This window comes from Enterobacter sp. MGH119 (genome assembly GCF_001037675.1).
GTDB lineage: Bacteria > Pseudomonadota > Gammaproteobacteria > Enterobacterales > Enterobacteriaceae > Enterobacter > Enterobacter hormaechei_C.
Genome location: NZ_KQ089929.1, coordinates 1,679,887 through 1,702,798, shown reverse-complemented (window position 1 = coordinate 1,702,798; position 22,912 = coordinate 1,679,887). Strand labels below are relative to the sequence as shown.

Below are 22,912 nucleotides of genomic sequence, written 5' to 3'. Positions count from 1 at the left end.
ACAGCAGAGAAAAGTGCTTTCTTATACTAAGTGGAGGGTTATTGATTTAGCGCAATTTTGGCGGCAGGTTCACTACCGCCAAAGCAGTATCAGGCTGAGAAGAACGCCATCAGAATGGGTACCAGCAGGCTCAGAATAAAGCCGTGTACAATGGCGGCAGGAACCATCTCCAGCCCTCCCGAGCGCTGTAACACCGGCAGGGTAAAGTCCATTGAGGTGGCCCCGCACAGGCCCAGCGCAGTAGAGCGGCTGCGGCGTACCAGGCCGGGGATCAGCATGATGGCTATCAGCTCGCGCGCCAGATCGTTAAAGAAGGCGGCGCTGCCGATCACCGGACCAAACGATTCGGTCAGCAGAATACCTGAGAGCGAATACCAGCCGAAACCGGACGCCATCGCCAGGCTGGTTTTCAGCGGCAGATCGAGAATAAAGGCGTTAATCACTCCCCCCGCCAGTGAGCTGGCCACAACGATAACGGCAACCATCATGCCCCGGCGGTTAAGGACAATCTGTTTCAGCGTCATGCCATTATTTCGCAGCTGAATACCAATCAGGAAGAGCAGGAAAATAAGCGTATATTCGCTGGCTTCCGTTGCGTGCTGTAAAAATGCCCAGCCGGTCAGACCCAGTAAAAAACCGAGTACCACCACGCCGCACAGCTTTAATGATTCCAGCGCCATCGCAATACGGGAGGGAAGCTTTTCCTGATGATGGTGATTTTTCCAGGGAATAGTGCGTTCCAGCCAGAACAGCGCGGCAATATTGCACAGCAGAATAACCACTACCGTAACCGCAGAATAATGCAGGATGGAAAGCAAGTTCGTCGCCAGATTATCCAGGAAGGCCAGGCTGATCCCCATAAAGAACAGAATGACGTAAACAATCCAGCTGAGAAAACGATTAATAAGCTTTAAGGCCGATTCATGACGCAGCGGAATAAGGTAGCCCGCAATCAGGGGCAGAAGAATGATGAGGAGTCCTGAGAACATGAACAGCCGGTCCTTTTGAGTATCAGTTAAGCGCCAGAGACACTACCCAATAAAGGCTGTGAGGTAAAGCTACAAAAAAAGCCGGGTGGCGGCTACGCCTTACCCGGCTTGTCTATTTGGGGTGGTGCGGCCTGATGCCCTCACCCCGGCCCTCTCCCACAGGGAGAGGGGGGAAAACCATTAATCGCGTTTTTCCAGCAGGGTGCGATACAGCACGCCGCCCAGAATACCGCCGATAATTGGCATCACCCAGAATAGCCACAGCTGTTCAAGCGCCCAGCCGCCCTGGAAAATAGCCACCGCGGTGCTGCGCGCCGGGTTAACGGAGGTGTTGGTCACCGGGATGGAGATGAGGTGGATCAGCGTCAGCGCCAGACCAATAGCGATGGGGGCAAAGCCCGCAGGCGCGTATTTGTCCGTTGCGCCGTGGATCACCAACAGGAAACCTGCGGTGAGCACAATTTCAATCACGATAGCAGACAGCATTGAGTAGCCGCCTGGCGAGTGTTCGCCGAAGCCGTTCGACGCAAATCCGCTGGCCGCGGCGTCAAACCCGGCTTTTCCGCTGGCAATTACGTACAGCACCGCCGCGGCAATAATACCGCCAATAACCTGGGCAATAATATAGCCAATAATATCTTTCGCCGGGAAACGTCCGCCCGCCCATAAACCTAATGTGACGGCCGGGTTGAAATGACCGCCGGAAATATGCCCCACGGCGAATGCCATGGTTAATACGGTTAAACCGAATGCCAGCGCGACGCCGACAAATCCAATACCTAATTCCGGAAATGCGGCTGCCAGTACTGCGCTACCGCAGCCACCAAACACCAGCCAGAATGTGCCAAAGCATTCTGCCGCTAATTTTCTGAACATAACCACCTCAATAATAAACGTCCGCGCCCATTCCTGCGCGCGGGTTATATCGCCATAAAGGGATGACGACTCAAAGAGCCAGTATTTTGAAACCATCAACATCCCTTCGCCACTCAAATAAATTCACTAAATTTGATTTAAGGCAATGTGATGTCAATCCTTGTTCAGAACGGAGGTAATTAGAGCATAGCCCAATAATTAAGGGGGCGTATATTCTGCTGTCGTGACCCACAGCCTGCCGCTATACTGCTGATAACTTGAAGGAAAAAGTGGCCGAATTGCGGGGGATGTATGCTACTCGAACGTGTGGAGATTGTCGGGTTTCGCGGGATTAACCGCCTGTCGCTGCAACTGGAACAGAACAACGTCCTGATAGGCGAAAACGCCTGGGGTAAATCCAGCCTGCTGGATGCCCTGACGCTGCTGCTTTCGCCCGAAGAGAACTTGTACCACTTCGTTCATGATGACTTCTGGTTTCCGCCGGGGGATGTCAACGGGCGCGAGAAACACCTGCATATCATTCTGACCTTCCGCGAATCCGAGCCCGGCCGCCATCGCGTGCGTCGTTTTCGCCCTATGTCGGCCTGCTGGGTTCCCTGTGAAGATGGGTTCCAGCGTATTTTCTATCGCCTTGAGGGCGAAATGGCGCAAAACGACGGGGTATTAACCCTGCGTGAATTTCTTGATGAGAAGGGGAATCCGATCCCGCTCGATAATATTGACGAGCTTGCCCGACATCTTATCCGCCTCTCCCCCGTATTGCGCTTACGCGACGCGCGTTTTATGCGGCGGATCCGTAACGGCACCGTGCCGAATATGCCCGAGGTGGAAGTAACCGCCCGCGAACTGGATTTCCTCGCCCGTGAACTGGTCTCACGGCCGCAGAACCTCACCGACGGCCAGATCCGTCAGGGACTGTCTGCCATGGTACAACTGCTGGAGCACTACTTCTCCGAGCAGGGAACGGGGCAGGCGCGCCACCGTCTGATGCGTCGCCGCTCGCACGATGAACAACGAAGCTGGCGCTATCTCGATATTATCAACCGCATGATCGACCGCCCCGGCGGGCGTACGCATCGGGTGATCCTGCTGGGTTTATTCTCCACGCTTTTACAGGCGAAAGGGACGGTGCGCCTGGATCGGGACGCGCGCCCGCTGCTGCTGGTGGAAGATCCGGAAACGCGGCTCCACCCGATTATGCTTTCCGTGGCGTGGCATCTTCTTAATCTGCTGCCGTTGCAGCGAGTCACCACCACGAATTCCGGAGAGCTGCTCTCTCTGACGCCGGTAGAGTATGTCTGCCGCCTGGTGCGTGAATCGTCGCGGGTCACCGCCTACCGGCTCGGGCCCGGCGGGTTAAATGCCGAAGATGGCCGACGGATTGCGTTTCATATCCGTTTTAACCGTGCCTCTTCCCTGTTTGCTCGCTGCTGGTTGCTGGTGGAAGGGGAAACGGAAACCTGGGTGATAAACGAGCTGGCTCGCCAGTGCGGGCACCACTTTGATGCCGAAGGGATCAAAGTGATCGAATTTGCTCAGTCTGGCTTAAAACCGCTGATCAAATTTGCGCGCCGGATGGGGATAGAGTGGCACGTGCTGGTGGATGGCGATGAGGCGGGTAAAAAATATGCGGCGACCGTGCGCAGCCTGCTCAATAACGATCGTGAAGAGGAGCGGGAACATCTGACCGCGCTGCCTGCGATGGACATGGAGCACTTTATGTACCGTCAGGGATTTGACGACGTCTTTCACCGCGTGGCGATGATCCCGGTGGATGTACCCATGAACATGCGTCGGGTGATTGCCAAAGCTATCCATCGGTCGTCAAAACCGGATTTGGCCATTGAAGTCGCGACGGAAGCCGGCAGGCGAGGCGTGGAGTCGGTGCCCACGCTGCTGCGTAAAATGTTCTCCCGCGTCCTCTGGCTGGCTCGCGGGAGGGCCGATTAGCGGTCAGTCGCCTGCGAAACCTGTTGGATCAGGCTATCAAGCAGGGTATAGCGGCGGCGGTATTCGGACCGTTTTTTACTCGCAATCTCTTCCATCGGTTTGCGTGGCATGGTCAGTGGCAGGGCAAAGTTGCCGTTATCCTGCTGCTGTCCGCCAAGGGAGCGCCAGAAGCTGTCATAGTCAGCCAGCAATTTTCCCTCTTTTTTCTTGCGATAGCGCCAGCTGCGGTAGATGTGGGTGGCGTTACTCACCGCGAGGATCTGCTCGACCGGGAAGGCGCCTGCCAGCGTCATGACCGCTTCAACCAGCAGACGTTTTGGGAACAGTCCGTGACAGGCTTTGGTCGCCAGCTGAATGTGCTCGTGCGGGACATGCGCTTTCGCCCCCTGCATTCCGCCGATGAAGAGCGTTGTTTTGCCCTGGTATTTGCACAGCGTAAAGGTCAGCTCGGCCAGCACCGTGTTCTGGTGGTCGCAAAAAGTGAGGGTCGCTTCCCCTTCTTTGTCCAGAAACGCATCCGCGCTCAGGCGAACGCTAAACTGCTGTTCCTCTTTGCCCGTTAACGTCACCAGCGTGATGCCCTGGCTGGAGAGGTAGCCGTTCAGCAGCGACGCCGGAAGATGGCGGCTCATCATCTGATAGTGATCGTTCAATGCGTCCAGCGTATTCTGACGACCCATATTTACGGTCAGCCACGGCCGGTGCAGGCGGCACGGCAGGCCGGGCTGCACGCGCAGGATCTGCATCAGACGGGGCTGTTTTGCAAGGTTTCCGAGCAGGCGCGCAGTGGTGAACGGCGTTGCCAGCGAGCGCAACATAAACTTACGTCGATATGCCGGATTTTGCCACGCCAGCCCCGGCGTGAGGGAACCCGATGTCAGGCTTTTAAACAGTTGCCAGCCCGATTTAGGCTGGGGCAGCGTTGAATAAGGTGTATCGACGATGGAAGACATGTTAGATCCTGCTTCTGGTGGAATATCGCTATTTCAGCAGGCGCTTTATCAACATCGGGTAAACAATTCCCGACGATTACGGGGATCGGGGGTTTCGTTGAGGAGTGGTTTAGATAAAATCAACGGTGATGATAGCCAGAACAACTATTTGGAATATTTATGAACCTGAAGGGAAAACGCAGAAAGCTGTTTCTGCTGCTGGCGGTAGTGGTGTTAGCGGGCGGATTCTGGTTATGGAAGGTACTGAACGCGCCGGTACCACAGTATCAAACGCTGATTGTTCGTCCGGGCGAGCTGCAACAAAACGTGCTGGCGACGGGGAAACTGGATGCCCTGCGTAAGGTTGACGTGGGCGCGCAGGTCAGCGGTCAGCTTAAAACCCTGTCAGTTGAGATTGGCGATAAGGTTAAAAAAGGCCAGCTGCTGGGCGTGATCGATCCTGAGCAGGCGCAAAACCAGATCCGCGAAGTGGAAGCGACGCTGATGGAGCTGCGCGCGCAGCGCGCGCAGGCTCAGGCGGAGCGTAATCTCGCTCAGGTCACCCTGACGCGCCAGCAGGCGCTGGCGAAAACGCAGGCCATCTCGAAACAGGATCTGGACACAGCCGCCACGGAGCTGGCGGTGAAGCAGGCGCAGATTGGCACCATCGATGCGCAAATCAAACGGAATCAGGCCTCGCTGGATACGGCGAAAACCAACCTCGATTACACGCAAATCGTTGCGCCAATGGCCGGGGAAGTGACGCAGATAACCACCCTGCAAGGCCAGACGGTCATCGCCGCGCAGCAGGCGCCAAACATCCTGACCCTGGCGGATATGAGCACCATGCTGGTGAAAGCCCAGGTATCCGAAGCGGACGTCATTCACCTTAAGCCGGGGCAGAAAGCCTGGTTTACGGTGCTGGGCGATCCGCAAACCCGCTATGAAGGGGTGCTGAAAGATATCCTGCCGACGCCGGAGAAAGTTAACGACGCCATCTTCTACTATGCGCGTTTTGAGGTGCCAAACCCGCAGGGCGTGCTGCGTCTGGACATGACCGCCCAGGTGCATATCCAGCTGACCGGCGTGAAAAACGTGCTGACGGTTCCGCTCTCCGCGCTGGGCGAATCCGCCGGGGACAATCGCTACAAGGTGAAAGTGCTGCGCAACGGCGAAACCCGCGAGCGGGAAGTAGTGATTGGCGCGCGTAACGACACCGACGTGGTGGTGGTAAAAGGGCTGGAAGAGGGTGAAGAAGTGGTCACCAGCGAAACCCTGCCTGGAGCCGCGCAATGACGGCGCTGCTTGAGCTGAATGACATTCGTCGCAGCTATCCGTCCGGCGACGGGCCGGTGGAGGTGCTGAAGGGCATCTCCCTGCGCGTTGAAGCCGGTGAAATGGTGGCGATTGTCGGGGCGTCGGGCTCGGGTAAATCAACGCTGATGAACATTCTTGGCTGTCTGGATAAGCCCAGCAGCGGCACCTATCGCGTGGCCGGGACGGATGTTTCCACCCTGGACGGCGACGCGCTGGCGAAGCTGCGTCGCGAGCATTTTGGCTTTATCTTTCAGCGTTACCATCTGCTTTCACACCTGAGCGCGGCGCAGAATGTGGAAGTGCCGGCGGTGTATGCGGGCGTCGAGCGCAAAAAACGCCTTGAACGCGCGAAGGCGCTGTTAACGCGTCTTGGGCTGGCGGAGCGTGTTGATTATCAGCCTTCGCAGCTTTCCGGCGGTCAGCAGCAGCGCGTGAGTATTGCCCGCGCGCTGATGAACGGCGGACAGGTGATCCTCGCCGATGAGCCAACCGGTGCGCTCGACAGCCATTCCGGTGAAGAGGTGATGGCGATCCTGCATCAGCTTCGCGATCAGGGGCATACGGTGATTATCGTCACCCACGATCCACAGGTCGCGGCGCAGGCGGAACGCATCATCGAGATCCACGACGGCGAGCTGGTCAGCAACCCGCCGCCGCGTCAGTCCAGAGCGGCGGCGGCGAAAGAAGCTTTGCCTGCGTCCACCGGCTGGGGCCAGTTTTCCAGCGGTTTCCGCGAGGCGCTGAACATGGCCTGGCTGGCGATGGCGGCCAACAAAATGCGCACTCTGCTGACCATGCTCGGCATCATTATCGGTATTGCCTCGGTGGTGTCGATTGTGGTGGTGGGCGATGCGGCGAAACAGCTGGTGCTGGCGGATATTCGGGCCATCGGGACTAACACCATCGACGTTTACCCCGGCAAAGATTTTGGCGACGACGAGCCGCAGTATCAGCAGGCGCTGAAATACGACGATCTGGCGGCTATTCAGAAGCAGCCGTGGGTGAACTCCGCCACGCCTGCCGTGTCGCAAAACCTGCGTCTGCGCTACGGCAACATCGACGTGGCGGCCAGTGCTAACGGCGTCAGCGGAGATTACTTCAACGTCTACGGCATGACCTTTAGCGAAGGGGCGACCTTCAACGCGGAGCAGCTGGCGGGCAGGGCGCAGGTGGTGGTGCTGGACGCGAACTCGCGCAGACAGCTTTTCCCCAATAAAACCCGTGTAGTGGGGGAAGTGATCCTGGTGGGTAACATGCCCGCCACGGTGATTGGTGTGGCGGAAGAGAAACAGTCCATGTTTGGCAGCAGCAAGATCCTGCGCGTCTGGCTGCCATACAGCACCATTTCCGGGCGCATTATGGGGCAGTCCTGGCTTAACTCCATTACCGTGCGAGTGAAGGAGGGCTACGACAGCGCGCTGGCGGAACAGCAGCTTGAGCGGCTGTTAACCCTGCGCCACGGGAAAAAGGATTTCTTCACCTGGAACATGGACGGCCTCTTGAAAACGGCGGAAAAGACCACACGTACTCTTCAGCTGTTCCTGACGCTGGTGGCGGTGATTTCGCTGGTCGTCGGCGGGATTGGGGTGATGAACATTATGCTGGTGTCGGTGACCGAACGTACGCGGGAGATAGGCATCCGCATGGCGGTCGGGGCCAGAGCCAGCGACGTGCTCCAGCAGTTTTTGATTGAAGCGGTGCTGGTGTGTCTGGTGGGAGGCGCGATGGGGATTGCGCTTTCGATGATGATCGCCTTCGCGCTCCAGCTCTTCTTACCGGGCTGGGAAATTGGCTTCTCGCCGATGGCGATCCTGACGGCGTTTTTATGTTCCACCTTCACCGGTATTCTTTTCGGCTGGCTGCCGGCGCGAAACGCGGCGCGGCTCGATCCGGTGGATGCGCTGGCGCGGGAATAGCCCGAAAATAAAAATGCCAGCCGATCGGGCTGGCATTTTGCCTGCGGGGTGTACACAATGAATCAGAGAGCTATGCAACCGTTTCTGCTTCAACGGGCACGATAAGACTGGCGTGATTGCCTTTTGGCCCCTGGTGTACATCGAACCGGACGGACTGCCCGGCTTTGAGCGTCCTGTAACCATCCATCTGAATGGTGGAATAGTGAGCGAAGATATCCTCGCCGCCGCCTTCGGGGCAAATGAAGCCAAACCCCTTGGCGTTGTTGAACCACTTAACAGTACCCATTTCCATGCTTCGACATCCTTCGTAAATCTTATAAATTAAGATGGAATGAACCGGTGGTGGAGTGGGGGCTGTTCAAAACCTCGCCAACTCACGCTTGTACAATTTAGAGAAACGGAAGAAGCCGTCAAGCGTTTGGCGCTGGAGTTGGGACAATAATCAACCAAAATTTGAGGCAGTTAACGCTATTGCAACAGTTTGTGACAGACATCGCGGATGACAGTAATAGATGATTGTTATCTAACATCTGAGGTAGATTCAAAGTGGTTATGCATAATGGGTAAGACCAACGATTGGCTGGATTTTGACCAGCTGGCGGAAGATAAAGTGCGCGACGCGCTAAAACCGCCATCTATGTATAAAGTTATGTTAATGAACGATGATTACACGCCAATGGAATTTGTTATTGACGTGCTACAAAAGTTCTTTTCTTATGATGTTGAACGTGCAACGCAACTGATGCTTACCGTTCATTATCGTGGCAAAGCGATCTGCGGCATCTTCACTGCCGAAGTCGCGGAAACCAAAGTAGCGATGGTGAATGACTATGCGAGGGAGAACGAGCATCCGTTGCTGTGTACGCTGGAAAAGGCCTGATAAGGCATAAAATTGGGGGAGGTGCCTATGCTCAATCAAGAACTGGAACTCAGTTTAAACATGGCTTTCGCCAGAGCGCGTGAGCACCGACATGAGTTTATGACCGTCGAGCACCTGCTGCTCGCACTGCTTAGCAACCCATCTGCCCGCGAAGCGCTGGAAGCCTGCTCCGTGGATCTGGTGGCGCTACGTCAGGAACTCGAAGCCTTCATCGAACAAACCACACCGGTGCTGCCAGCCAGTGAAGAAGAGCGCGACACGCAGCCGACGCTCAGCTTCCAGCGCGTGTTGCAGCGCGCGGTTTTCCACGTCCAGTCTTCCGGACGTAGCGAAGTGACTGGCGCCAATGTCCTGGTCGCCATCTTCAGCGAGCAGGAGTCCCAGGCGGCCTACCTGCTGCGCAAACACGAAGTCAGCCGGCTCGACGTGGTCAACTTCATCTCTCACGGAACGCGAAAAGACGAGCCTAACCAGGCATCGGATCCCAGCGGACAGATCAACAGCAATGAAGAGCAAGCAGGCGGGGAGGATCGTATGGAAAACTTCACCACCAACCTTAACCAGCTTGCTCGCGTTGGCGGTATCGACCCGCTGATTGGCCGCGACAAAGAGCTGGAGCGTGCCATCCAGGTGCTGTGCCGTCGACGCAAGAACAACCCGCTGCTGGTGGGGGAATCTGGCGTGGGTAAAACCGCGATTGCCGAAGGGCTGGCCTGGCGCATTGTGCAGGGCGACGTGCCGGAAGTGATCGCTGACTGCACCATCTACTCGCTGGACATCGGCTCGCTGCTGGCGGGCACCAAATACCGTGGTGATTTTGAAAAACGCTTCAAAGCGCTGTTAAAACAGCTGGAGCAGGATACCAACAGCATCCTGTTTATCGATGAGATCCACACCATTATCGGCGCAGGTGCGGCCTCCGGTGGCCAGGTGGATGCGGCTAACCTGATTAAACCGCTGCTCTCCAGCGGCAAGATCCGCGTGATGGGCTCCACGACGTACCAGGAGTTCAGCAACATCTTTGAGAAGGATCGTGCGCTGGCGCGTCGTTTCCAGAAAATCGACGTTACCGAGCCGTCGGTTGACGAAACGGTGCAGATCATCAACGGCCTGAAAACCAAGTACGAAGCACACCACGACGTGCGTTACACCGCGAAAGCGGTCCGTGCGGCGGTGGAGCTGGCGGTGAAATACATTAACGACCGTCATCTGCCAGATAAGGCGATTGACGTGATTGATGAGGCGGGTGCGCGTGCGCGCCTGATGCCAGCCAGCAAGCGTAAGAAAACCGTGAACGTGGCGGATATCGAGTCCGTGGTGGCCCGCATCGCGCGTATTCCTGAGAAGAGCGTTTCTCAGAGCGACCGTGATACGCTGCGCACCCTCGGCAATCGCCTGAAAATGCTGGTCTTTGGTCAGGATAAAGCCATTGAGGCTTTAACCGAAGCGATCAAGATGGCTCGTGCTGGCCTGGGGCATGACCACAAGCCGGTTGGTTCCTTCCTGTTCGCCGGTCCGACCGGTGTGGGTAAAACCGAGGTAACGGTTCAGCTCTCCAAAGCGCTGGGCATTGAGCTGCTGCGCTTTGATATGTCCGAGTATATGGAGCGTCATACCGTCAGCCGTTTGATTGGTGCGCCTCCGGGATACGTGGGCTTTGACCAGGGCGGCCTGCTCACTGACGCGGTGATCAAGCATCCGCACGCGGTCCTGCTGCTCGATGAAATCGAGAAAGCGCACCCGGACGTGTTCAACATCCTGTTGCAGGTGATGGACAACGGGACGCTGACCGATAACAACGGGCGCAAGGCCGATTTCCGCAACGTGGTGTTGGTGATGACCACCAACGCGGGGGTGCGGGAAACCGAGCGTAAATCCATCGGCCTGATCCACCAGGATAACAGCACCGATGCGATGGAAGAGATCAAGAAGATCTTCACGCCGGAGTTCCGTAACCGTCTGGACAACATTATCTGGTTCGATCACCTGTCTACCGAGGTGATCCATCAGGTGGTGGACAAGTTCATCGTCGAGTTGCAGGTTCAGCTGGATCAGAAAGGCGTGTCGCTGGAAGTGAGCCAGGAGGCCCGCAACTGGCTGGCTGAGAAAGGCTACGACCGTGCGATGGGTGCCCGTCCGATGGCGCGCGTGATTCAGGACAACCTGAAAAAACCGCTGGCGAACGAGCTGCTGTTTGGCTCGCTGGTGGACGGCGGCCAGGTAACGGTAGGGCTGGATCAGGCGAAGAACGAACTGACGTACGATTTCCAGAGTGCGGCGAAGCACAAGCCGGAAGCGGCTCACTGATTTCTTACGTAGGTCTAAAAACCGGGCAAAAGCCCGGTTTTTTTATGCGTGCCAGGGTAAAAGCAAAACGACAACAGTGTTGTCGTTATTAGTGTTTTCTCCCTCTCCCCGTGGGAGAGGGTTGGGGTGAGGGCAACAGACCGCAGAGGAATTTTGCGAGGCGCTTTCCAGATTCTTTCGAAGTCAGTTGCTGGATAAATTCACAGTAATAAAATGGCGGCGCACCTGCAAAATCAGGTGTCGGGATTGGCGTCCTGATTACACACATATGGAAAGATGTTGCTAACGCAACATCATTGGTTTCGTTCACTCTTTTTTTAGCTGCGGTATAATCCGTATCTTCTATTATGGTGGACTGAACCGGGGCTTCTTTTGAAGCGCCGATTTTCCATATGGTCGGTACGCCAAACCGGTTCAGTCTGCCACCCGAAGTTGGCGTTTCTGGTGGTAGTTTTCAGCTTTTAATATGGAAATTATGAATATGGAAAACCAGTCTATCTCCCAGCTCTATAGCGAACTCTCACTCAACCCCGATCTCCCAACCCTTGCCGAGCGCTGCAAACTGCTCACCGAAATCCTCCTCGACTGCAAATCACTTCCGCAAACGCAGCCCGTTTGCCGTTGCCTCGGAGCCTACCTGGAAGAGGTGAAATCCGGCCTCACAGAGTCAATGCGTGATTTTCAGGTGGTTGAATTTGAGGACGACGCGGAGCAACCGCGACAAAAAGAGTGGTTGCTGGAAGATACCGAAACGAAATGCGACTACTGCCGGGCGTTAAACCATGTGCTGCTGGTATCGCATGTTGACCGCGATATGCTGCCGCACCTGACGGGACTGCTGCATGACATTACCCACGCGATAGCTGAAGATTTAATCGTACCTATGAACCCGAGCATGACTATACATCTGCCGACACAGCCACACTAAGACCATAAATAAAAAAGGCCGGGAATATCCCGACCTTTTAAATATTCATCTGCCATTACAGGCGAAAACAATTAGCGACTACGGAAGACAATGCGGCCTTTGCTCAGGTCGTACGGGGTCAGTTCAACAGTCACTTTGTCGCCCGTCAAAATGCGGATATAGTTTTTGCGCATTTTACCGGAGATGTGCGCAGTTACCACGTGACCGTTTTCCAGTTCTACGCGAAACATGGTATTAGGCAACGTATCAAGTACGGTACCCTGCATTTCAATATTGTCTTCTTTGGCCATCTAATCCTCTGGGGTATCACTACCAAGTTTTGAACCGGCAAGATAATGCCGAAATTCCTCAATTAAGTAAAGAATTGCGCGTTTAAAACGCAGCAAAACAGTCTCAGCGTATTGCCCAAGCGTCACGGTACAACCGAACGGAAAGCGCATTCGTAAAGGGGAGACGACAGGATAAACGTCAGGACGTTATCTGAAGCGAGGGTCCCAAACGGCGGCGGGGCAACAGGCAGAAGCTACTCTGCGGCATAATTATAACACCCTCATAAAAAATATGCGGAAAACATTTAGGCATTGGGCATAAAGAGCGCTCTGGGAACCCAAAAATCGCGTGGAAGGGTCTCTTTTCGGCATTGTTCAATATGTTCGATATAGTGTCGGCGGGAGATTTCAACGGCGCCGAGCGAGGCGGTGTGCTCATTCAGCACCTGACAATCCATCAGCCGTCCGCCACGTCGGGCAAATTCCTCGCTAAACACCAGCAGCGCGGTTTTTGACGCATTCGTGGCACGGGAGAACATCGACTCACCGCAGAACAGCGTGCCCTGCGCCACGCCGTACATTCCGCCGACGAGGTTATCCTCTTTCCATACTTCAATAGAGTGCGCGTAGCCCAGCTCATGAAGCTGGTGGTAGGCGATAATGATATCGCGGGTTATCCAGGTGCCTTCATGACGATCTTCAGCGCAGCCTTCGATAACCTGGCCGAAGGCGTGATTGAGCGTGACGCGAAAGGGTGATTTTGCATGAAACCGCTTCATGCTGCGGCTCAGGTGAAACTGCCCAGGCCACAGCACGGCTCGCGGGTCGGGAGACCACCATAAGATCGGGTCGCCAGGCGAAAACCAAGGGAAGATGCCGCGCTGGTAAGCCATTAAGAGCCGTGCCGGGCTGAGATCGCCGCCCAGAGCCAGCAAGCCGTTAGGTTCACGCAGCGCCCCCTCCGGTGAAGGGAACGCAATATTATGGCGAGAAAGCTGCACCAGGCGCATGACAACAGAACTCCAGTACGCGAGAGAGGACGCTACAAATATAGTCTACAGGCGCTGTTTAAACTGGTAGTAGCGACCCTGTTTTGCCAGCAGCTCTGCGTGACTACCTTGCTCAATTATGTGTCCGTTGTCCATCACAATTATCTGATCGAAATTCACCAGCCCGCGCAGACGGTGCGTGACCATCAGTACGGTTTTACCTTTCATCACATTCGCCAGTAAATCAAGGATTTGACTCTCAGTCGTGGCATCCAGTCCTTCTGTCGGTTCATCCAGCAACATCAGCGGCGCATCGTGCAGCAGCGCACGCGCAATGGCCAGACGACGCAGTTCGCCGCCGGAAAGCTGTCGACCCCCTTCACCCAGCCAGCTGTTCAAGCCATCGTCTTCAAGCAGCTTGTGCAGCCCAACCTGCTCCAGCATTGCCCGCAGCGTATCGTCGGAGGCGTCTGGTGCCGCCAGAAGAAGATTATCGCGCAGCGTAGCGCTGAACAGATGCACCCGCTGGGGCACGACGCTGACCGTTTTACGCAAGGCCGCTTCGCTAAAACCAGACAGCGGAACGTCGTTAAACCGAATCTCGCCCTGCTGTGGGTCCCACGCGCGCGTGAGAAGTTGCAGAAGTGTCGATTTTCCACATCCCGTACGGCCAAGGATCGCAATGCGCTGGCCGGCATCAACAGAAAGGGTGATGTCTTCCAGCGCGTTTTGCGCCGGCTTGTCGTAGGCGAAAGTGACATTGCTGAGCGTCAGCGCGACCTGCTCCGGCACAGCGGTTTGACCCGCGCTGAACTTCACTTCCGGCTCCTGCTCGGCAATATCCGTAATGCGCAGCGCAGAGGCAATCACCTGGCCGAGATGCTGAAAGGCGCCCGTAACCGGGGCTAAGGCTTCAAAGGCTGCCAGGGCACAGAAAACAAACAGCGCAATTAGCGGGCCAGGCTGCGCGTTATCGCCCACGCCACCGGAGGCCATCCAGAGCACGGCGATTACGGCAATCCCACCAATTAACATCATCAGCGCCTGGGAGAAAGCGGTCAGTTCAGACTGGCGACGCTGGGCTTCATGCCAGTTCAGCTCCGTATTTTCCATGCGGGCGCGGTAGCGCTTGCTGGCGCCAAAAAGGGTGAGCTCGGCCTGTCCCTGCAACCAGGCGGTGAGCTGCTGGCGGTATTCCCCGCGCAGGCGCGTCAGGTTTTCCCCGGTGGTTTTACCTGCACGATAAAACAGGGGTGGCAGAATAATCAGCGTCATCAGCATGATGCCGCCGAGCGTCAGTGCGATGGGAACATCCAGGAAACTCAACCCCAGCGTGACCACGACAATCACCACAAACGCGCCCACCATGGGTGAAATGACGCGCAGATAGAGGTGATCCAGCGTATCCACATCTGCGACCACGCGGTTGAGTAATTCGCCCTGTCGAAAACGTGCCAGCCCGGCAGGGGAGAGGGGCAGCAGTTTGCTGAACGTATAAATACGCAGGTGTTGCAGCACGCGGAAGGTCGCGTCGTGGCTGACCAGACGCTCGAAGTAGCGCCCGGCAGTTCGCGTAATCGCCGTACCGCGCACCCCGGCGGCAGGCAGCATGTAGTTAAAGCTGTATAGCCCGGCAAAGCCTGCGGCCGCAGACGCGGAGAGGAACCAGCCGGAAAGCGTAAGCAGACCGATGCTGGCCAGCAGAGTGACGATCGCCAGCACGATCCCGAGCGTCAGCATCCATTTGTGGCGTTTATACAGTGCAAGATACGGAAGCAGGGCGCGCATCAGATATCCTCCTGACGGTTCGCCAGCAGGGTCGCAAACGGCCCCTGCGCGGCAACAAGCGCGGCGTAATCGCCTTGCTCAACAATGTGTCCGTTTTCCATCACCCAGATCTGATCCCAGTCGGCAATACCTTCCAGCTGGTGAGTCACCATCAGGGTGGTTTGCTGGCGTGAGGCTGCGTTAAGCGCATCCATCACGCGCTGCTCGCTGTGAGCGTCCAGGCTGGCGGCGGGTTCGTCCAGCAGCATTAGCGAAGAGGGGTTCAGCAGCGCACGGGCAACCGCGACGCGCTGTGCCTGGCCTACTGACAGCCCGGCAGATTGATCGCCAATGACGGTATCGATACCCTGCGCAAGCAGCGGCAGAAACTCGCTGACCCAGGCGCGGTCGAGGACCGATTGCAGCTCATCGTCACGCGCATCCGGGCGTGCCAGCAGCACATTCTCGCGAAGCGTCGGAGCTGGCAGCTGCGGGTTTTGCCCCACCCAGCTTAGCTGTTTACGCCAGGCATCAGGATCGAGCTCGCGCAGCTCCGTTTTGTTGATACGCAGCGATCCGGTGTACGCCATAAAACCTGAAAGCGCATTCAACAATGAGCTTTTACCTGAGCCGCTGGTACCCACCAGCACCACACGTTGCCCGGCAGGCAGGGTAAAGTTCAGCGGACCGGCCAGTACTTTGCCTTCAGGCGACAGAACAGAAAAATCCTGTGCTTCAATGGTCACCGGATCGTTCGTATTCAGCGTTACCTCACCACGCTCCGGATGCGCCAGCGGCGTTTCCATGAAGGTTTTCAGGCTGTCGGCAGCACCCACCGCCTGCGCTTTGGCATGGTAAAAGGTGCCGAGATCGCGAAGCGGCTGGAAAAATTCCGGGGCCAGGATCAGCGCCAGGAACCCAGCGGAAAGCGTAACCGCCGTACCGTAGTGACCAAAGTCCAGCGCGCCGAGGTAGGAGAAACCAAAGTAAACCGCCACCAGCGCAATCGACAGGGAGGTGAAAAATTCAAGTACGCCAGAAGATAGAAAGGCCATGCGCAACACTTCCATGGTGCGCTGACGAAAATCCTGCGACGCCAGGCGAATGTTTTCGGTTTCCGCTTCACCACGACCAAAGATCCGCAGGGTTTCCATACCGCGCAGACGGTCCAGGAAATGACCGCTCAACCGACCCAGCGCCAGGAAGTTGCGGCGGTTAGCATCAGCCGCGCCCATGCCGACCATCGCCATAAACAGCGGGATCAGCGGGGCGGTCCCCAGCAGGATCAGCGCCGCCACCCAGTTAACCGGGAAGATGGCGATAACAATCATCAGAGGCACAAACACCGCCAGCGCCATCTGCGGAAGATAACGCGCGTAGTAATCGTGCATATCGTCGATTTGCTCAAGGATCAGCGTCGCCCAGCTACCGGCCGGCTTGCCCTGGATCCACGCAGGCCCGGCTTCTGAAAGCCGATCGAGCACCTTGCGGCGGATCTCATAGCGGATGTGCTGCCCGGCATGGAACCCAACCCGCTCGCGCAGCCAGACCACCCACGCACGCAGAACGAAAACCAGCGCCAGAACGATAAACGGCAACAGCAGCGCTTCGCGCGGGATGTTCTCCATGATCATATGGTTGAGAATGCGGGCCAGCAGCCATGCCTGGGCAACAATCAACAGACCGCTGATAAATCCCAGAACGCGGGAAATCATAAGCCAGCGGCGGGACAGAACGCTTTGCTGTTTCAGCCAGCGGGTTAACTCTTGTTGACGGGTTTTTTCCATTGCGTACTTTGCAGGTGACGTTATAAGAAATTTGACATCTGCATGTTACACGTGAGCAAAAATAAAGGCGACCAGTGGCCGCCTTTATTTACGTTTGTTACTGACTTGTAAAGATTATTTACCTTGTTCAGCCAGCCCGTCCAGGTAGCGTTCTGCGTCCAGCGCGGCCATACAACCGGTGCCCGCAGAGGTGATCGCCTGACGATAAATATGGTCCATCACGTCACCAGCTGCGAAGACACCCGGAACGCTGGTCTGGGTGGCGTTGCCGTGAATGCCAGACTGCACTTTAATGTAGCCGTTCTCCAGCTCCAGCTGACCTTCAAAGATAGCCGTGTTCGGGCTGTGACCGATTGCCACAAACAGGCCTGCCACTTCCAGCGTTTCGACGTTATCGGTGTTCTGGGTATCACGGATACGCAGCCCCGCCACGCCCATCTGATCGCCAGTTACTTCTTCCAGCGTACGGTTGGTATGCAGCACAATGTTACCGCTCGCCACTTTGTCCATCAGGCGTTTGATCAGGATCTTCTCCGCGCGGAAGGTGTCGCGACGGTGGATCAGGTGTACTTCTGAGGCAATATTTGCCAGATACAGCGCTTCTTCGACCGCAGTATTACCACCGCCGATCACCGCAACTTTCTGGTTGCGATAGAAGAAACCGTCGCAGGTCGCGCAGGCTGACACGCCGCGGCCTTTGAACGCTTCTTCAGACGGCAGACCGAGATAGCGGGCAGAGGCGCCGGTGGCGATGATCAGCGCATCGCAGGTGTATTCGCCGCTGTCACCCGTCAGGCGGAACGGACGGTTCTGCAAATCCACTTTATTGATGTGGTCGAACAGGATTTCGGTTTCGAATTTGGCGGCATGCTCGTGCATGCGCTCCATCAGCAGCGGCCCGGTCAGGTCGTTCGGGTCGCCCGGCCAGTTTTCCACTTCCGTGGTGGTGGTCAACTGACCGCCTTTTTCCATCCCGGTGATCAGTACCGGTTGCAGGTTAGCGCGTGCAGCATAGACCGCTGCGGTATAACCCGCAGGTCCAGATCCAAGGATTAGCAGCTTACTGTGTTTGGTCGTGCCCATGAGATCCCCATTGTTGTTGGCAGGCAATGGGCTGGATTGTAGGGAATTTGTTGCCGTAAAAAAAGAGCAGGGCAGTTTTGCTTCCGATATATGCAATAGACGCGCCCTATGGGTCAGAGGCGGTCACATCACGTCTGCTACTGAAAACAGCGCGTTTATAAGGCAATAAAATGAGGATTAATACCCCTCCGTAATGAATATCCGGCATCTTGTACTAAAAATCGATGTTTTGCTTTGACAATCCCCTGCGCTTTTGCGAAAACATTCAAGGAAGAAAAAAAGACGCACGAACTGCATGCCGCATAGACATGCACGGAAATGCCATTTTTACCGGGTCAGTGAAATCTACGCATGGTGTGGACAGACGCCATACGTGATGTCTGTGACTGCTTTCGGGCAACGGTCTTCTTACCGCAGAACCCGAATCCACATCGCGTCTAATACATAACCAGGCGATGTGATGAATAACGGGTACAGGCTCTGAACAGTGATGTGCACAGGGTCCAGGCAGGAGTAGGGAAGGAATACAGAGAGACAATAATAATGGTAGATAGCAAGAAGCGCCCTGGCAAAGATCTCGACCGTATCGATCGTAACATTCTTAATGAATTGCAAAAGGATGGGCGTATTTCCAACGTCGAGCTTTCAAAACGTGTGGGACTTTCCCCGACGCCGTGCCTTGAGCGTGTGCGTCGACTGGAAAGACAGGGTTTTATCCAGGGCTATACGGCTCTGCTGAACCCGCATTATCTGGATGCCTCACTTCTGGTATTTGTTGAGATTACTCTGAATCGTGGTGCACCGGATGTGTTTGAGCAATTTAACGCCGCTGTACAAAAACTTGAAGAAATTCAAGAGTGTCATCTGGTCTCCGGTGATTTCGACTACCTGTTGAAAACCCGTGTGCCCGATATGTCCGCCTACCGTAAGCTGCTGGGTGAAACCCTGCTGCGTCTGCCAGGCGTGAACGACACCCGTACTTATGTGGTGATGGAAGAGGTCAAACAGAGCAATCGTCTGGTTATTAAGACGCGCTAACACGGAACAGGTGCAAAATCAGTGTAGTTTGATTACACTCCTGTTAATCCATACAGCAACAGTGCCGGGGAGTCCCGGCGCTGTTGTCCGTTTTAGCACACAGGCAGGACATGCCTGATACCTGGAGAGCCTTTCTTGAGCCAGGAATACACTGAAGACAAAGAAGTCACATTATCTAAGCTAAGCAGCGGACGTCGTCTCCTTGAGGCGTTACTGATTGTTATTGCCCTTTTTGCCGTCTGGCTGATGGCTGCCTTACTCAGTTTCAACCCCTCAGATCCCAGCTGGTCGCAAACCGCATGGCATGAGCCTATCCATAATTTGGGTGGCGTTCCCGGTGCCTGGCTTGCGGACACGCTCTTCTTCATTTTCGGTGTGATGGCCTATACCCTTCCTGTCATCATTATTGGCGGATGCTGGTTTGCCTGGCGTCATCGACAGAACGACGACTACATCGATTATTTTGCCGTTTCGCTGCGCCTGATTGGCGCCCTGGCGCTGATCCTCACCTCCTGCGGACTGGCGGCGATCAATGCCGATGACATCTGGTATTTCGCCTCCGGCGGTGTGATTGGCAGCCTGTTGAGCTCCGCGCTGCAACCGATGCTTCACAGCAGCGGCGGCACGCTGGCGCTGCTCTGCATCTGGGCGGCGGGCCTGACGCTGTTTACCGGCTGGTCCTGGGTGAGCATTGCCGAAAAAATCGGCAGCTTTATTCTGACTCTGCTGACGTTTGCCAGCAATCGTACCCGTCGTGATGATACGTGGGTCGATGAAGACGAATATGAAGATGAATACGAAGAGGAAGACGAGGCACCTGTGCAGCGTCGTGAATCCCGCCGTGCCCGTATTCTGCGCGGTGCTCTGGCACGCCGCCAGCGCGTTGCTGAAAAATTCGCTAACCCGTTAGGCCGTAAAACGGATGCCGCGCTTTTCTCCGGCAAACGTATGGATGAAGACGAGCAGATTGAGTATCGCGGTGCGGCCGTCGATCCTGATGATGTGTTGTTCTCTGGTCATCGAGCTACGCCGGGTGAGTATGACGAATACGATCCGCTGTTGCATGGTCATTCCGTGACTGAACCGGTAGCCGCTGCTGCCGCCGCAACGACGGCTGCGCAGGCCCATGTTGCGCCTGTTGAAGCCGTGATGCCGTCCTCGCCTGTTCCGGCACCGGAGTCCGCGATCCAGCAACCGCAGGTGGACTGGCAGACTGCGCCAGGCGTCCATACGCCTGAACCGACCATTGCGCCGGAGCCTGAAAGCTATATTCCTGTGCAGCAGGAACAGTGTCAGCAATCGTATCAGCCGTCTGAGCCTGCCAGCGAGCCGCAACAGCCGTATCAGGCTTATACGCCCGAACCCGCTGTGCCTGAACAGCCATATGTTGCGCCGGTATCTGAACCCGAAGTGGTGGAGGAAGCGAAGCCATCACGTCCGCCATTGTACTATTTTGAAGAAGTGGAAGAGCGCCGTGCCCGTGAGCGCGAGCAGCTTGCCGCCTGGTATCAGCCCGTGCCTGAGCCGGTGCAGGAGCCTGTTGTAAAAGCGCCTTCTGCGAGCGTTGCACCTGTAGACCCAGCGCCAGCCGTTGCGTCAGGAGCAGAAACCGTGAAGCAGGCAACGGCAGCCGCTGCCGCGTCCGCTCCGCTATTCAGCCCGGCAACCGACGGTGCGCCGCGTCCTCAGGTGAAAGAGGGCATTGGTCCACAATTGCCGCGCCCTAATCGCGTGCGCGTACCTACGCGCCGGGAGCTGGCCTCTTATGGCATTAAACTGCCTTCTCAGCGTATGGCCGAAGAGAAAGCCCGTGAATCCGACTACGAAGATGATGCCGACGAACTGCATCAGGATGAGCTGGCGCGTCAGTTTGCTGCCCAACAGACTCAACGCTACGGGAATGAGTACCAACACGATGTTCATTCTCAGCAGGATGAAGATGATGCTGCCGAAGCGGAATTAGCGCGTCAGTTTGCCGCCACGCAACAGCAACGTTATTCCGGTGAGCAGCCTTCGGGGGCAAATCCGTTCTCGCTCTCGGACTTTGAATTTTCACCGATGAAAGATCTGGTGGATGACGGTCCGAGCGAACCGCTGTTCACGCCGAGCGTGATGCCGGAAGCGGAACCGGTGCGTCAGGCGCCAGCGCCGCAGGTTAATGCGCAGCCACCACAGCCAGCGTCGCAGGCTTATGCGCAGCCGCATACACCACCGGCCCAACCGCCGCAGCCGCAGTTCCAGCAGCCAGCACCACAGCCGCAGGAAAGCCTGATTCACCCGCTGCTGATGCGTAACGGAGACAGCCGTCCGCTGCAACGACCAAGTACGCCGCTGCCGTCGCTGGATCTGTTAACGCCGCCGCCAGCGGAAGTCGAGCCGGTGGATACCTTTGCCCTTGAACAGATGGCCCGTCTGGTGGAAGCGCGTCTGGCTGACTTCCGTATTAAAGCGGACGTGGTGAACTACTCACCTGGCCCGGTGATCACCCGTTTCGAACTGAATCTGGCGCCAGGCGTAAAAGCGGCACGTATTTCTAACCTGTCCCGTGACCTGGCGCGTTCTCTGTCGACCGTGGCGGTACGCGTGGTGGAGGTGATCCCAGGTAAGCCTTACGTTGGCCTTGAGCTGCCAAACAAGAAACGCCAGACCGTTTATCTGCGTGAAGTTCTGGATAACACCAAATTCCGCGACAACCCGTCCCCGCTGACCGTGGTGCTGGGTAAAGATATCGCCGGCGATCCGGTGGTTGCCGATCTCGCGAAGATGCCGCATCTGCTGGTTGCGGGTACCACCGGCTCCGGTAAATCAGTCGGGGTGAACGCCATGATCCTCAGTATGCTCTACAAAGCGCAGCCTGAAGATGTGCGTTTCATCATGATCGACCCGAAAATGCTTGAACTGTCCGTCTACGAAGGCATTCCGCACCTGTTAACGGAAGTGGTGACCGACATGAAGGACGCCGCCAACGCATTGCGCTGGAGCGTCAATGAAATGGAGCGTCGCTACAAGCTGATGTCGGCGCTGGGCGTGCGTAACCTGGCCGGTTATAACGAGAAAATCGCCGAGGCGGCGCGTATGGGCCGTCCGATTCCGGACCCATACTGGAAGCCGGGTGACAGCATGGATGCCCAGCATCCGGTGCTGGAAAAACTGCCTTACATCGTGGTGCTGGTGGATGAATTTGCCGACCTGATGATGACCGTTGGTAAGAAAGTGGAAGAGCTGATTGCGCGTCTGGCACAGAAAGCGCGTGCGGCGGGCATCCACCTGGTACTGGCAACGCAGCGTCCGTCCGTAGACGTTATCACCGGGCTTATTAAGGCAAACATCCCGACCCGTATCGCGTTTACCGTGTCGAGTAAAATTGACTCGCGTACTATCCTTGACCAGGGCGGTGCAGAGTCGCTGCTGGGAATGGGTGATATGCTCTATTCCGGCCCGAACTCCACCTCGCCGGTGCGTGTCCACGGTGCGTTTGTTCGCGACCAGGAAGTGCATGCGGTGGTACAGGACTGGAAAGCGCGCGGGCGGCCGCAATACGTTGACGGCATCACCTCCGACAGTGAAAGCGAAGGTGGCGGCGGTGGTTTTGACGGCGGCGAAGAACTGGATCCGTTATTTGACCAGGCGGTTAATTTCGTCACCGAAAAACGTAAGGCGTCCATCTCCGGCGTCCAGCGCCAGTTCCGTATCGGCTACAACCGCGCGGCGCGTATTATCGAGCAGATGGAAGCCCAGGGTATTGTGAGCGAACAGGGGCATAACGGTAACCGAGAGGTGCTGGCACCACCGCCTTTTGATTAACCTTCAGCGATTGCAAAGAAGGGTAAATCAGCAAAAATTAAGCATATTCTTCTGTCGCCTGCCTTCAGGCAGGTCCAGAA

Annotated in this window: 17 protein-coding genes; 8 read left to right on the top strand and 9 right to left on the bottom strand. The window is 56.3% G+C overall.

The annotated features are described in order from the left end of the window. Positions 1–89: 89 nt before the first annotated feature. Complete coding sequence (locus tag SK53_RS08105; protein WP_022650712.1) at positions 90–989, bottom strand: LysO family transporter; 900 nt, start codon at positions 987–989, stop codon at positions 90–92. 180 nt (positions 990–1,169) lie between these two features. Beyond that, positions 1,170–1,865 carry an aquaporin Z gene (aqpZ, locus tag SK53_RS08100; RefSeq protein ID WP_026080729.1) on the bottom strand — a complete coding sequence of 232 codons (696 nt, stop codon included), beginning with the start codon at positions 1,863–1,865 and terminating at the stop codon, positions 1,170–1,172. A 291-nt stretch (positions 1,866–2,156) separates the two neighbouring features. Between aqpZ and SK53_RS08095 the strand changes: the two genes are divergently transcribed. Further along, positions 2,157–3,815: an ATP-dependent endonuclease gene (locus SK53_RS08095; protein ID WP_023324396.1), complete on the top strand. Its 1,659-nt coding sequence runs from the start codon at positions 2,157–2,159 to the stop codon at positions 3,813–3,815. On the opposite strand, the gene SK53_RS08090 is transcribed toward SK53_RS08095, so the two are convergent. Further along, positions 3,812–4,768, bottom strand: a complete 957-nt coding sequence (locus tag SK53_RS08090; protein WP_022650714.1) for a VirK/YbjX family protein — start codon at positions 4,766–4,768, stop codon at positions 3,812–3,814. The genes SK53_RS08095 and SK53_RS08090 overlap by 4 nt on opposite strands. 159 nt (positions 4,769–4,927) lie before the next feature. Between SK53_RS08090 and macA the strand changes: the two genes are divergently transcribed. After that, on the top strand, positions 4,928–6,043 hold the full coding sequence (gene macA / locus SK53_RS08085; protein WP_017384842.1) for a macrolide transporter subunit MacA: 1,116 nt from the start codon (positions 4,928–4,930) through the stop codon (positions 6,041–6,043). Further along, a complete protein-coding gene (macB, locus tag SK53_RS08080) occupies positions 6,040–7,980 on the top strand; it encodes a macrolide ABC transporter ATP-binding protein/permease MacB (RefSeq protein WP_045350872.1) in 1,941 nt (646 codons plus the stop codon). Before macA ends, macB begins: the two co-directional genes overlap by 4 nt. Positions 7,981–8,050: 70 nt before the next feature. On the opposite strand, the gene cspD is transcribed toward macB, so the two are convergent. Continuing rightward, a complete protein-coding gene (gene cspD, locus SK53_RS08075) occupies positions 8,051–8,272 on the bottom strand; it encodes a cold shock-like protein CspD (protein ID WP_006809408.1) in 222 nt (73 codons plus the stop codon). A 267-nt stretch (positions 8,273–8,539) separates the two neighbouring features. Between cspD and clpS the strand changes: the two genes are divergently transcribed. The 3 genes from clpS to SK53_RS08060 all read left to right on the top strand — a co-directional run bounded on the left by clpS (position 8,540) and on the right by SK53_RS08060 (position 12,095). After that, on the top strand, positions 8,540–8,860 hold the full coding sequence (gene clpS / locus SK53_RS08070) for an ATP-dependent Clp protease adapter ClpS (RefSeq protein ID WP_006174393.1): 321 nt from the start codon (positions 8,540–8,542) through the stop codon (positions 8,858–8,860). A 27-nt stretch (positions 8,861–8,887) separates the two neighbouring features. Next, positions 8,888–11,167 (top strand): ATP-dependent Clp protease ATP-binding subunit ClpA, encoded by a 2,280-nt coding sequence (clpA, locus tag SK53_RS08065; RefSeq protein WP_006809407.1) that lies wholly within the window; start codon positions 8,888–8,890, stop codon positions 11,165–11,167. A 466-nt stretch (positions 11,168–11,633) separates the two neighbouring features. Continuing rightward, positions 11,634–12,095 (top strand): hypothetical protein, encoded by a 462-nt coding sequence (locus SK53_RS08060; protein WP_080316471.1) that lies wholly within the window; start codon positions 11,634–11,636, stop codon positions 12,093–12,095. 71 nt (positions 12,096–12,166) lie between these two features. Here SK53_RS08060 and infA read toward each other — a convergent pair whose 3' ends face one another. From infA to trxB, 5 genes are all read right to left on the bottom strand, one after another. After that, the gene (gene infA / locus SK53_RS08055) at positions 12,167–12,385 is read right to left on the bottom strand and encodes a translation initiation factor IF-1 (RefSeq protein ID WP_002211347.1); all 219 of its coding nucleotides are present in this window, start codon (positions 12,383–12,385) and stop codon (positions 12,167–12,169) included. A gap of 284 nt (positions 12,386–12,669) precedes the next feature. Beyond that, entirely contained in the window at positions 12,670–13,374 is a 705-nt protein-coding gene (aat, locus tag SK53_RS08050) for a leucyl/phenylalanyl-tRNA--protein transferase (RefSeq protein ID WP_003858309.1), read from the bottom strand. A 45-nt stretch (positions 13,375–13,419) separates the two neighbouring features. Then, on the bottom strand, positions 13,420–15,141 hold the full coding sequence (gene cydC, locus SK53_RS08045) for a heme ABC transporter ATP-binding protein/permease CydC (protein ID WP_048209005.1): 1,722 nt from the start codon (positions 15,139–15,141) through the stop codon (positions 13,420–13,422). Next, on the bottom strand, positions 15,141–16,907 hold the full coding sequence (gene cydD / locus SK53_RS08040) for a heme ABC transporter permease/ATP-binding protein CydD (RefSeq protein ID WP_023324401.1): 1,767 nt from the start codon (positions 16,905–16,907) through the stop codon (positions 15,141–15,143). Before cydD ends, cydC begins: the two co-directional genes overlap by 1 nt. Before the next feature lie 114 nt (positions 16,908–17,021). After that, complete coding sequence (trxB, locus tag SK53_RS08035) at positions 17,022–17,990, bottom strand: thioredoxin-disulfide reductase (protein ID WP_003858303.1); 969 nt, start codon at positions 17,988–17,990, stop codon at positions 17,022–17,024. Between the two features lie 543 nt (positions 17,991–18,533). On the opposite strand from trxB, the gene lrp reads away from it, so the two are divergent. Together lrp and SK53_RS08025 are read left to right on the top strand one after the other, a co-directional pair. Further along, positions 18,534–19,028, top strand: coding sequence for a leucine-responsive transcriptional regulator Lrp (lrp, locus tag SK53_RS08030; RefSeq protein ID WP_000228469.1), 495 nt, complete (start codon positions 18,534–18,536; stop codon positions 19,026–19,028). Between the two features lie 135 nt (positions 19,029–19,163). Beyond that, positions 19,164–22,832 (top strand): DNA translocase FtsK 4TM domain-containing protein, encoded by a 3,669-nt coding sequence (locus tag SK53_RS08025; protein ID WP_045350874.1) that lies wholly within the window; start codon positions 19,164–19,166, stop codon positions 22,830–22,832. The last annotated feature ends 80 nt before the right edge of the window (positions 22,833–22,912 follow it).